This window comes from Halobacteriovorax sp. RT-1-1, assembly GCF_047085455.1.
Taxonomy (GTDB): domain Bacteria; phylum Bdellovibrionota; class Bacteriovoracia; order Bacteriovoracales; family Bacteriovoracaceae; genus Halobacteriovorax_A.
The window spans coordinates 296690-308024 of record NZ_JBKIXZ010000002.1; the positions used below are offsets into that span (position 1 = coordinate 296690).

The following is an 11335-nucleotide window of genomic DNA, read 5'->3' on the forward strand; positions in this document are numbered from 1 at the left end:
GTACTTATCTCTACCAGGCTTATGGTCTTGTTCGAATCACGGATGAATAAGAACAGGGCCTGGTACCTTTTTTACCTGCTTAATTCTCAGCGACTAAATTGGTAAAATTAAGGAGTCGAAGTATGTTTACTTTGTCGATGCTTAGGAGGGCGATAATTGAAGACATTGAATTCATTTAATCCATTAGAGACGCGTACTTACAAATTTAAGAAAGCGCATATTGAATTCTTCTGTCCTCTTTGTCGCACTCAAAGGGCAGTTGTCACAAACCCTCACATGAATGCAAAAAACTACCTTCAGGTATTCATGCTTACAGTTGCAACAACTGGTGTACTTTATCCATTTATTAGCTTTGCAGGAATCTTTTCTTTCTTTCTATTCTGGGCAGGCTTTGAAGCAGCGCTTAGACTAAACTTCAAAAAAGAAATTCCATGTCCTCACTGTGGCTTTGATGCTGCTTGGTACAAGAAGGATGTGCGTATCGCGAAATCAAAAGTAAAAGAGTTTTGGCAGACTAGAGGTGGCCATGCTCAAATTGCTCCAGAGAATGTTGAGCAAGCTTTTGCAGACATGTATTAAAAAAATTTAGAACCTTCAATTTTTAATGAATATCATTTCAAGCTCTTGACGCAAGTTGTCCTTTTTTTTGTATTTGCATAGCTATTTATGACTTCTCGATAGGGGAAAGTCGTATTATTGTAGTAATGTATTCAGGTAATACTCAACCTTGCGGTTATAGCTGAATTCTTAAGTATTGTTTCAGCTATACGCGAAGAAAATTGGAGGAACAAATGAGTGTAAACAAGGTTATTTTAGTAGGACGTTTAGGACAAGATCCAGAACTTAAGTACACACCATCTGGGATGGCTGTATGTAACTTCTCACTAGCAACAGGTGAGTCTTGGACAGATAAGAACGGACAAAAACAAGAAAGAACTGAATGGCACAGAGTTGTTGTTTGGGGAAAACTTGCTGAATTATGTGGTCAATACCTAGCAAAAGGTCGTCAAGCTTACTTAGAAGGTCAACTTCAAACAAGATCTTGGGAAGACAAAGACGGTAACAAGAGATACACAACAGAAATCAATGCTAGAACAATTCAATTCCTTGGTGGAGCAGCTCCATCTGCTGGTCAAGGTGCTTCAATGGGTCAGTCTAATAACAACAACTCATTTAACCAAGAAATGCCTCAGCACGATGATATGAACCAAGGTTACGATATTTCATCGAACGCTTCATTCACAGCTGATGACATCCCATTCTAGAGATTAATTTAAATTTCTATATATGACTAAGGCCTGCTTTTGCGGGCCTTATTTATTTCTAAATACCTGAATTTTAAAGTAAACATAGAACGACTAAAGAAATCTTAACTTCGTGGCGATAAGTGAGTTGATGAGTCAGTTAAGATTTTTAACATTTTTAGTTATTCTTGCTTCATGTGGTTCTTTTGAGCAGCATGGGGGCCTTCTTCCTCTAAGCAAAGTTGAAAGTAATGAGATGCTTTTAACTGAAAGTGAGGAAGCTGAGTATCGTTACCTTGCAGACCTTTATGGGATCTCTGAAGAGAAACTTGATATCAAGGGGGACACTCCTAATCGAGTAGTGCAAACAGAGAAAGACTGGCAACTTGAAGATATTAATCTTAATGAAATTGAAAATAGCTCATTTGTTATTAGCGACTACGAAGTAAGCTTTGTTGAAGATAAGTTTAAAAATGAAGCTCAACTAGTTGCAGAGGCCAAGGCCGCTGAAGCTGCTAAAAAAAGAAAGTCACGTGGAATTGCTTCTGTTCCAGAGGTAAGCTTAGTTCACAAGAAGAGAAGGCCAGCTTCACTCTTTGCTATGGCAAAGAAATCAACACCTGAATCAATTCGTTACTATATTGCTAAAAAAGGCGCTGATGTAAATGAGAAGAATAAGAGAGGTGATACTCCTCTTCACATTGCTATCAAGAATAAGCGCTTCGATAATGTCCGTGCTTTATTAGGAATGAAGGCCGATCCAAATATTCCAGATGCGAACGGGAAGACTGTTGCCCAATATGCACAAGAGTTAGGAATAGAATCAATTTTAAAATTAATGAAGAAGAAATAAAAAAAGCTCCCTTCGGGAGCTTTTTTTTATTTTGTATATTCTTAGAATTTCTTTGAATTTATTTTGCAGCAGGAGCTGTTTCTTCAGTCGCTGGAGCAGTTTGTGCTGGAGCTGTTGTATCAGAGTTAAGTGGAGCTGCGATTGGCGCTGCACTATCAAGTAGTGATTTAGACTCTTTACCAGATTGAATCTTAGCAAGAAGAATACAGTTACCTAGGAAAAGAACAGTAAGTACAACTGTAATTTTACTTAGGATATTTCCTTGTTGGCTACCTGTGAATACGGCTTCTGAAGCACCACCTAGAAGACCTGCTTCCGCACCCTTACCAAATTGTAGAAGAACTACGATGATTAGAAGTACTGAAACAACACCGTGAAAAATCATTAAACCAGTAACCATAATTTATTTCCTTTCAATATAAATAGATAAATTAACAACAATTTATATCAACACATCGAGGCCATGACAAGTACTGTCTATGACCTGATGAGTTAAAAAATTATGATTTGATAATTATTTAGTTTGGACAACCAGTGAAAATTTGCTTTTCTAGATTGAAAAGATAGCAGTCACGTTTCTTGTAAGCGTTTTTAAAGAATAGTGGTGCTGCATTTGAAACGGCCTTTCTTACTTTATAGATTTCAGGCCAAGTAAGGGAAACAGGCATCTTTGTGTGAAGATAAATATTTCCGTTGTATGGTTTAGCGACGCGATCCCAAGCTTCTTGAGAAGGCTTATCATTGTCATCTCTATTTAAGAACCAAAGATTATCGAATTCACCTTTAAAGTCCTTAAAAAGCTGTGCAAATACTTCACCTTTATACGTGAACATATTGTCGAATTGAGTAAGCTCCGCTGTTTCTGAAATATTATATGAACCACTCATAAGTTTTGTCTTAGAGAAATCACTCTCATCATAATCAAAGATCATGTACTTGTGGTGATTAAGGGCCCAGTGACGAGGAGATGGTGCATGAGAGTAGTACTTAATTCTTACTGGTGCGACCTTATTCTTATTACCTGGAAGCTTCTTCCAATTGTAAACAAAGTAAGGAGTCATCTCTTTTGATTTTGTGCTTGTTTTATATTCTTGATTGTCGGCAACGATCTTAACATCAACACCTCTTTTAACAGCATCTAAAAGTGCATCTGCTACGTCTTTAATTACAAGGTGATTAACATTAACCAGAATATTCTTTTGAGATTTATTGATTAGCTTAATCATAGCATCGCGAACTAACCAAGTTTTCTGACCAGCTACTTTCCTAGGAGACATTCCCAAGTAGCGTCCTGTCTTATAGCTTTTTGAGCTCGGTGCGTACTCTTTGTATGTGAAGTTCATTGAACTTGAAACGAATGAAGGATTCTCTTCTTCATTTGGAATATTCTTTAGATCTAAAAGATCAAGTGAAGCTAGGTTTTCTTCACTAACTTGTGAAGTGTAGATATCTTTTCCTGAATTCCAAAGAAACTTAAATTCTCGATTTAAAGTTTTAATTGTAGTACGACCTTCTTCAGAAGAGTCATTGTTGAAAATAAAGTTTTCAGAGTAACGAGATTTTGCACCACCTGAAAGGTTCGCACTAGAGTTGAATGCCCATTTATCATCAACGATTGAAAATTTCTCGTGCATTTTTTTGTAAGCGAACTTAACACCGCATCCGGCATCTTCAATTGATTTGGCATAATCAATTACGCGAGAACTACTTTTTAAATTAGGGTGAAGAACAACTTTTACATCGACACCCGAAAGGCATGCAACTTCAAGGTTCTTTGTTACTGTTGAGTCTGACCAGCTGTATACCGTTAGCCAAACTTTCTCTTTTGCGCCTTCGATTGCTGTATAAATTTGATTAAATGCTTCTTCACCTTGGTGTGGTGAGAAGAGGGCCCAGAAGCTTGTCCCAGCGAAGATATTACTTGCAATTAATGTCGTAAATAGCAGTTTTTTCATTGAGTCTCCCTACAGATTTGAGCATGGTGTATCCCACGCGATGCAAAATGAGAAGGTTATAAGAAATAATTTCAATAAAAAAGATGGTCACAAAGTGATATCAGTAACTTAAATAGATAATTTTTTTGACCTTCGGTAATCCCTTCTTTACCATTTTTATATGGGAAGAATTAAGAGACTTTGGCCATGGCTGGCCTGTGCTGCAGCGGTATTTTCGATCTCTGGAAATAGCTTTGCGAGTAGTTTAAAAATTACAACATTCAATCTACGTTGGTACGGACTTGGGGGGGAAATCTCTGGTCAAAGAACTGACGAATATCGTGATCCTTTTATCAAAGAATTTTTAAGCACGAAGTATATCAATACAGATATTTTTCTTTTTCAAGAAGTTATCGACACTGAACGATTGGGACAATTAATGGATGGCCTAGGTCACCACTGTGTTTCTTATCGTCATGAACAATTTAATCACCAGCACTTAATGATTTGCTTAAAGAAGTCACTTGATATCGTTCCTGAAAAAGGTGATGACGATTTTACTTACTCTTTATTAGAAAATCGTCCGTTTTTAAGACCTGCTCTTTATGGAAAGGTTATCGATCGTTATTCAAAACAGCCGCTTATTCACTTAGTTGGTCTTCATTTAAAAGCTGGCCCAGATGGAATTAGTGAACGCTTAGAACAAGTTAATAACTTAAATAAGAGAGTACTAGAATACCGTGAAGCTAATTTGCCTGTAGTCATTGCAGGTGATCTTAATACTTACAGAAATACTCGCTATGAAGATAAAGAATCTGACTTAGTCGTTTTAGGTGAAGCATTTAATACAATTAATGTGACAAGAAGAACGAGTGACTATGATTATACTTATCGTAATGGTGGCTCAGGAAATGTTTTTGATCATTTCTATGTTTCAAATACAGTTGAAACAAAGTACGTTGAAATTTGGCGTGCTTGTAGTGGAAGTAGTCGAAACACAAAGAGACTTGAGAATCTTTCATGGTATCAGCGATTTATCTCAGATCACTGCCCAGTTTCATTAAGAGTTGATATTCAGTAGAAAGCTTAATTGTTAGTAAATTTTAACATTCGAATTTAACTTTAATTAGGCCTAACTGTTCATTTTTTTATGCTACTTTTTGTGGCATGAAAGCTTTAATTATTTTATCACTTACTGTTTTAACGTTTGTTTCTGCGCATTTCACGTATGCACAGGATGTGAAACCAAACGTTGTTTTATTAACCTCACTTGAAACACCAAAGGTTTGGTATCGTCCAAAAGGTTGGAAGATTGACCCCAAACTTGAAAAAATCTTCAAGAAGCACTTTAAAAAATCAGGCTACAATATTGTCATAAAGCATAGTGTGGATTTTCACGAGCTTCGCCGACAACTTCATAATCCAAATAATATCGCTGTTTTTTGGGCGTCTCATGCTGCAGGAACAAGTCAGAATACGACAGGTTCAAATAATATGGGAGCTGTCCTAAGTATTAACGGAAAGGATGTTAAGGATCTATTTAAGTCAGTCCATCCTAATATTCGCTACCTTGGTCTCGTTGGTTGTGATGCTCAGGGAATCTTAGATGAAATTTCACGTGAAGGACATTACCGTTATAATCCAAACCTAAAGACTCATTCATTTACAGAGAAAATCGATGCTAGAAAAGGACTTAGAACTTCACTAAAGGCATCGGTTGGACAACTCGGATATACAAAAAGAAGACTATTCTTCTTAAAAAAGAAGTCTCTTATTTTCCGTCACGATTTTTATGGAAGAGAGGATTTATTAAAAGTTAATCAATACTTTCATTGCGCAAAAGAGAATGGATATCTTGTTAAAGGTGTTCGTACATTAACTCAAGATTCGATGGAAGTTGCTATTACGAACCCTCAAGGTATTCTTAAAATTCTTCCGGCAGGAAAAGCTGGAGATCGCCAAGAATTTCAATTCTATCTACCATACCACCCAGAGTTTGCTCGTCGTGATATGAAAATTAATGTGGATAGTCTCATTTATTTTGGAGAAGAAAGAAAATATTTAGGTGAGTTTGATTTTTCAACAGAATGGGGAACAGACTGGCGTGTCTTTGCTAAGCCCGACGGAACGGTCTTAGGAGTTACTAAAAATCTATACTTACCAAGGGGAAGTTTGCCATCATTCGATGATGTTCAAACCTACAAGGAACTAAGTTGTAACGATACTGAAGAAATGAAAGTTCACGTCTTTTAATTAAGCGTGCAGACCCATGTAGCTGTCCGCTTGTAGGGCAGCTCCACCAACAAGGCCTCCGTCAATGTCTTTGCATGATAGGAGGTCTTCTACATTTGAAGGCTTAACTGATCCACCATAGAGAATCGATGTTTTATTTCCATCAATTGATAGATTATCATTTATATACTGACGTATATAGGCATGAGTTTCTTGTGCTTGCTCTGGAGTTGCTGTTACTCCTGTTCCTATTGCCCAAACTGGCTCGTAAGCAATAATAACGTTTACACTGTCAATATCAGCAAGACCTTTACTTAACTGCTCTGCTAAAACCTCTTCGACTTTTCCGGCTTCTCTTTGCTCAAGTGTTTCACCAATGCAGAAAATAATTGTTAGGTCGTTGGCCAGAGCAATCTTTGCTTTTGCATTTAGAGTTGCATCGTCCTCATTGTAGATAGAGCGACGTTCTGAGTGTCCAATGATAACAAAATGTGCACCGATATCTTTTAGTGATGCAGGTGAGATCTCTCCCGTAAATGCACCGCTATTTTCTGTGGCACAATTTTGAGCACCAATTTTAAAATCATCAGTATTTTGCAGACAAATAGGGATGTGGATTGCTTGTGGAGCAATCCATGCTTCATGACGAAGTTTCGTGCTGTCGATAGCATCAAAGAAGGCGATAACGTCTTCAGTATTCTGATTCATCTTCCAGTTTCCTACGATATACTTCGTTCTCTCAGTCATATTTACATCCCTTATTATTACTTATTTATTCAACACCAAATTTTAGAGCACTAATACCTGGAAGGCTACCTTTCTCGATAAACTCAAGAGAAGCGCCACCGCCAGTCGATACATGACTCATTTTATTCGCAAGACCAGACTTATTAACTGCACTTACTGAATCACCTCCACCAACAAGAGTGTAGGCATTTGACTCGCTTAAAACTTCAGCAATAGCAAAAGTACCTTTTGCATAATCTTCATTCTCAAAAATACCCATTGGTCCATTCCAAAGGATTGTCTTTGCTTCACGAAGAATAGAGCTGTACTTTGCAATTGTTTGCTCACCGATATCTAAACCCATCTTTCCATCAGGGATACCAACTTTATCAACTGCTTCCGGCTTTCCACCAAACTCACTTGAAACGATATGGTCAATCGGAAGAATGATTTTATGTGCCGTACTTTGAGAAAAAATCTTTTTAGCAAGGCTTACATCTTCGTCACTACAAAGAGAAGTTCCAACCTCATTTCCTTTAGCTTTTAGGAAAGGGTAGGCCATAGCTCCACCAATAATAAGATTAGAAACACTTGAAAGAAGTCTTTCAATGATTTTAATCTTGTCACTAACTTTTGCACCACCAACGACTGCAACAAATGGTGTCTCAGGTCTTTGCGTAATTTTTGAAAGAGCTTCGATTTCTTTCTTCATAAGAAGTCCTGCATAGGCCTTGTTTTTGAAGAAAGCATTAATTTCATAAGTTGAAGCGTGTTTTCTATGAGCAGCTCCAAATGCATCGTTAACATAAATGTCAGCATACTCAGAAAGTTTACGTGCAAACTCACGATCGTTTTCAGTTTCTTCTTTGTGGAAACGAAGGTTTTCAAGAAGAATGATCTTATTTGAGTTTAAAGTTAGAAGAGTTTTAATTCCGCGATCAAGACATGACTCAGTTAACGTTACTTCTTCACCCAGTTTATCTGCAAGGTAAGTTGCAACAGGCTCAAGAGAGAAGTCTGAGTTTACTTGTCCTTTAGGACGTCCAAGGTGAGACATCATAATTAACTTAGATGCACCTTTGTCTAGGATTAGCTTGATTGTTTCAAGAGCATTATCAATTCTTGTTGTATCAGTAATCTCTTTAGTTTCTTTATCTAGAGGAACATTGAAATCAAAACGAACAAGAACTTTCTTGTCTTTGATTTTTGAATCATCAATGCTGTCAATAAATTGTAATGCCATAGTTTTTCCTAATTTTTTTTATTAAAGTTGGCTACCGATGAAACCTGCAAGGTCGATAACACGGTTAGAGAAACCTGCTTCGTTATCATACCAAGTAACAACTTTTACACTCTTTCCATCAATTACTTTTGTTAGATCAGCGTCTACACATGAAGACTCTCTCATACCCATGTAATCAACAGATACTAGTGGTTGTTTTTCAAAACCAAGAATACCTTTTAGAGTTGTTTCACTTGCTTCTTTTAGAGCTGCGTTTACTTCTTCTTCAGTAACTTCTGTTTCAACATTTACAGTTAGATCAACAAGAGAAACGTTTGGAGTTGGAACGCGAATTGCGAAACCATCTAGCTTTCCTTTAAGTTCAGGAATAACTAGACCAACAGCTTTTGCTGCACCTGTTGTTGTTGGAACCATTGATACTGCTGCTGCACGAGCACGACGAAGGTCTGAGTGTGAAGCATCTAGAAGACACTGGTCACCAGTGTAAGAGTGAACAGTAGTCATGTGACCGTTGATTACACCAAACTTATCGTTTAGTACTTTTGCAACTGGTGAAAGACAGTTAGTTGTACAAGATGCATTTGAAACAACTGTGTGTTTTTGAGCATCATAAGTGTTTTCGTTGATTCCCATAACGATTGTGTTATCAACGTCTTTACCTGGACAACATAGAATAACTTTTTTAACAGTTCCTGTTACGTGCTTCATTAGTGATTTTTGATCTTTGAAAACACCTGTTGCATCGATTACGATATCAACTTTATCTTGTGTCCAAGGAATTTCACTTGGGTCTCTATACTTGTGAAAAGAAATCTCTTTTCCGTTAATGTGCATTTTGTGTGATTCATCTACACTTACTTCACCGTTGAAACGACCAAATACTGAATCGTATTTGATAAGGTGAACGTAGTCGTGGATATCACCTGGTGAGTTAACAGCAACGACTTCTAAGTTTTCAATGTTGCGGTTAAAAATTTCTCTAAGAACTGTACGACCAATACGGCCCATACCATTAATACCAACGCGGATCTTTCCAGACATACCTGACTCCTGTGCTTAATTATTAAAAAAAATACCACTGTAATATGCCACAATCGAGAGAGATTGCCTACCGAAAGCACATATTTCTAGGAGGATGCGACGTTTTTGCTCACTGCCCAAAAAATAGCTGAACAGGCTATAATTTTACTAATGCAAACAAGTTCAAAAATGCCATCAAATATTATTCACTACAAATCCAAAGCGGATTATGAAAGTGGTGTTAAAAGCGAGGCCCCTGTCCCTGAAAAGCTTGTCAAAAACGCAACGAAAGTTGTGGAGAAAACTGCCAAGGTTGCCGAAGCCGCTGCTAAGGCTTCAATCTCAACAGATGCTCTTGCAATTGCTCAAGCCGGAAAGAAGTTAGCCGTAGATGCTGTGACAACAGTTGCAAAGTCTGCTGTTAATGCACCTGAAGAAGCTAGTGAAGTAAAAGAAGTTAGTCCAATTAAGGAGTTACTTCCAATAAATAAGCCTGCAATTTTCTTTTTAGAGGGACTTCATCTTTCAACTCTGAGTTCTAAAGGTGGACTTGAGGATATCGCCAAGTCATTTAGTGATGGCGAGTTTGTCAGTTGGAGTGATGAAGATAAGGTTTTGGAAGAAGTTTTAAGAAGGCCAAAGGATCAGCCAATTATTCTCGTAGGTCATTCTTTAGGAGGGGACGCTGTTGTTAACCTCGCTAATCGCTTAAATAGTGCGGAAGCAGGATTTCGAAGTGTGGATTTGCTCGTGACACTCGATTCAGTTGGCTTTGATAATGATATCATTCCAAAGAACGTCAAAAAGAATCTTAATTTCATGCTAGATCGATCTTTTATTTTCAATGATGGCCCTAATGTCGCTCGTGATTTTAAGACGACTGATGTGATTAATATCCTACGTCCTGAGGGACATACGAAAATTGATGAAGCCCCAGATGTGCATCGCGAAATTTTTGAAGAAATCACCCAAGTTTTAGACCAAAACTATCTGGCCAAGAGAAAGCAACAACTTGCGGGCCTTTATCGCGCCTTCTATGAGATGAATCAGCAAAATAACTCATAATCCTTTCTAGTCTTTATCTTCTAATTATGCTATGAAGTGTCATGATTCAGACTCTTTTGTTATTATGTATCGCTTTGGCCAGCTCTTGCTTTGCAATTGTTGGGGGGGAAGCTGTTAATAAAGGAGAGTATCAGAGTGTCGTTGCTCTCGTTAGACTTGGCCGTCCATTTTGTACTGGAGTGGCATTAACGCCTACTCATATCCTTACTGCCGCTCATTGTCTTGAGAATAAAAATTACAAATCGATTCGTATCTATACTGGAGCAGGAAAAATTATGACTGCGGCTTCTTCAAAAGAGAACCTTGATGCTCAGTATAGTGTGACTGGAGTGGAGCTTCATCCGAGCTTGAAATTCAAATATCCAAATGGACCTCTAGCAGACTTGGCCAGCTTGAAAACAGTTGATCTTGCTATCTTAACAACTGATTCTCCTCTTCGAGTGAAGAAATTCTACTCTCTTTTAACTGATCCCAAAGAGATTCTAGATAAGATCGCTCCTGGAAAGCTTACGACAGCGGTTGGATTTGGTTATACTGGCGAAATCGGCTTTATGCCAATGGACACTGCCCATGCTCATATTATTTACGGTCAAAAGAGAATGGCCATAATTCCAATTTTTGAAGTCTTTTTTAACGAGATTGATATGAGAAACAAGCAAACAGATACTTGTTATATTGATAGTGGTGGACCTGTCTTTGTTGATGTTAACGGAGAACTAAAAATTGCTGCCATTGTATCTGCTTCATTTGGCTTTTGTGCGGAAGGCAAGTACGCAACACTTTACTCTCTTGCATACCACTCTGTTTGTTGGATTAAGAAGGTTACAGGTATCTCTGATGAGCATAGTGGCTTCCACTGTGGGCGAAATATAAAAATAGCTCAAGAATGTTACGGAATTAAGAATGAGGAAGATCTTCGTAGTTGCGCAGATAAGTACTCTGATGAAATCCTTCGAAGCTATCCTTAGCTGAATATTCAGTAACTTAGAAGATCGATTCATTTTGTTAACCATTTATA

General features: G+C 37.7%; 12 protein-coding genes. 7 read left to right on the forward strand and 5 right to left on the reverse strand.

The genetic code is table 11. The features are described from left to right. Window positions 1-156: 156 nt before the first annotated feature. The 3 genes from ACMAWV_RS11765 to ACMAWV_RS11775 all read left to right on the forward strand — a co-directional run bounded on the left by ACMAWV_RS11765 (window position 157) and on the right by ACMAWV_RS11775 (window position 2097). Window positions 157-579, forward strand: coding sequence for a hypothetical protein (locus ACMAWV_RS11765; protein ID WP_103217866.1), 423 nt, complete (start codon window positions 157-159; stop codon window positions 577-579). 212 nt (window positions 580-791) lie between these two features. Beyond that, window positions 792-1265 (forward strand): single-stranded DNA-binding protein, encoded by a 474-nt coding sequence (locus ACMAWV_RS11770; RefSeq protein ID WP_103217867.1) that lies wholly within the window; start codon window positions 792-794, stop codon window positions 1263-1265. A gap of 130 nt (window positions 1266-1395) precedes the next feature. Further along, window positions 1396-2097 carry an ankyrin repeat domain-containing protein gene (locus ACMAWV_RS11775; protein ID WP_412470332.1) on the forward strand — a complete coding sequence of 234 codons (702 nt, stop codon included), beginning with the start codon at window positions 1396-1398 and terminating at the stop codon, window positions 2095-2097. A 58-nt stretch (window positions 2098-2155) separates the two neighbouring features. Here ACMAWV_RS11775 and secG read toward each other — a convergent pair whose 3' ends face one another. Beyond that, window positions 2156-2497, reverse strand: coding sequence for a preprotein translocase subunit SecG (secG, locus tag ACMAWV_RS11780; RefSeq protein WP_103217869.1), 342 nt, complete (start codon window positions 2495-2497; stop codon window positions 2156-2158). Window positions 2498-2615: 118 nt separating this feature from the next. After that, window positions 2616-4052, reverse strand: coding sequence for a phospholipase D-like domain-containing protein (locus ACMAWV_RS11785; RefSeq protein WP_412470331.1), 1437 nt, complete (start codon window positions 4050-4052; stop codon window positions 2616-2618). Between the two features lie 160 nt (window positions 4053-4212). On the opposite strand from ACMAWV_RS11785, the gene ACMAWV_RS11790 reads away from it, so the two are divergent. Then, window positions 4213-5112: an endonuclease/exonuclease/phosphatase family protein gene (locus ACMAWV_RS11790; RefSeq protein ID WP_103217871.1), complete on the forward strand. Its 900-nt coding sequence runs from the start codon at window positions 4213-4215 to the stop codon at window positions 5110-5112. Window positions 5113-5198: 86 nt separating this feature from the next. After that, a complete protein-coding gene (locus ACMAWV_RS11795; protein ID WP_103217872.1) occupies window positions 5199-6284 on the forward strand; it encodes a hypothetical protein in 1086 nt (361 codons plus the stop codon). Here ACMAWV_RS11795 and tpiA read toward each other — a convergent pair whose 3' ends face one another. From tpiA to gap, 3 genes are read right to left on the reverse strand one after another with little or no spacing between them, the layout of a single operon-like run. After that, complete coding sequence (gene tpiA, locus ACMAWV_RS11800; RefSeq protein ID WP_412470330.1) at window positions 6285-7010, reverse strand: triose-phosphate isomerase; 726 nt, start codon at window positions 7008-7010, stop codon at window positions 6285-6287. A 25-nt stretch (window positions 7011-7035) separates the two neighbouring features. Further along, window positions 7036-8232: a phosphoglycerate kinase gene (locus ACMAWV_RS11805; RefSeq protein ID WP_392993311.1), complete on the reverse strand. Its 1197-nt coding sequence runs from the start codon at window positions 8230-8232 to the stop codon at window positions 7036-7038. A gap of 21 nt (window positions 8233-8253) precedes the next feature. Next, complete coding sequence (gap, locus tag ACMAWV_RS11810; RefSeq protein WP_103217875.1) at window positions 8254-9273, reverse strand: type I glyceraldehyde-3-phosphate dehydrogenase; 1020 nt, start codon at window positions 9271-9273, stop codon at window positions 8254-8256. Window positions 9274-9423: 150 nt separating this feature from the next. Between gap and ACMAWV_RS11815 the strand changes: the two genes are divergently transcribed. Continuing rightward, window positions 9424-10317 carry a hypothetical protein gene (locus ACMAWV_RS11815; protein WP_146037841.1) on the forward strand — a complete coding sequence of 298 codons (894 nt, stop codon included), beginning with the start codon at window positions 9424-9426 and terminating at the stop codon, window positions 10315-10317. 41 nt (window positions 10318-10358) lie between these two features. Further along, on the forward strand, window positions 10359-11285 hold the full coding sequence (locus tag ACMAWV_RS11820) for a S1 family peptidase (RefSeq protein ID WP_412470329.1): 927 nt from the start codon (window positions 10359-10361) through the stop codon (window positions 11283-11285). Window positions 11286-11335 lie beyond the last annotated feature (50 nt).

What these genes read in the sequence shown, in the direction of transcription:
- ACMAWV_RS11770 (WP_103217867.1), top strand. Translation starts at nt 792, where the DNA reads ATGAGTGTAAACAAGGTTATTTTAGTAGGACGTTTAGGACAAGATCCA.
- ACMAWV_RS11775 (WP_412470332.1), top strand. Translation starts at nt 1,396, where the DNA reads ATGAGTCAGTTAAGATTTTTAACATTTTTAGTTATTCTTGCTTCATGT.
- secG (WP_103217869.1), bottom strand. Translation starts at nt 2,497, where the DNA reads ATGGTTACTGGTTTAATGATTTTTCACGGTGTTGTTTCAGTACTTCTA.
- ACMAWV_RS11785 (WP_412470331.1), bottom strand. Translation starts at nt 4,052, where the DNA reads ATGAAAAAACTGCTATTTACGACATTAATTGCAAGTAATATCTTCGCT.
- ACMAWV_RS11790 (WP_103217871.1), top strand. Translation starts at nt 4,213, where the DNA reads ATGGGAAGAATTAAGAGACTTTGGCCATGGCTGGCCTGTGCTGCAGCG.
- ACMAWV_RS11795 (WP_103217872.1), top strand. Translation starts at nt 5,199, where the DNA reads ATGAAAGCTTTAATTATTTTATCACTTACTGTTTTAACGTTTGTTTCT.
- tpiA (WP_412470330.1), bottom strand. Translation starts at nt 7,010, where the DNA reads ATGACTGAGAGAACGAAGTATATCGTAGGAAACTGGAAGATGAATCAG.
- ACMAWV_RS11805 (WP_392993311.1), bottom strand. Translation starts at nt 8,232, where the DNA reads ATGGCATTACAATTTATTGACAGCATTGATGATTCAAAAATCAAAGAC.
- gap (WP_103217875.1), bottom strand. Translation starts at nt 9,273, where the DNA reads ATGTCTGGAAAGATCCGCGTTGGTATTAATGGTATGGGCCGTATTGGT.
- ACMAWV_RS11815 (WP_146037841.1), top strand. Translation starts at nt 9,424, where the DNA reads ATGCAAACAAGTTCAAAAATGCCATCAAATATTATTCACTACAAATCC.
- ACMAWV_RS11820 (WP_412470329.1), top strand. Translation starts at nt 10,359, where the DNA reads ATGATTCAGACTCTTTTGTTATTATGTATCGCTTTGGCCAGCTCTTGC.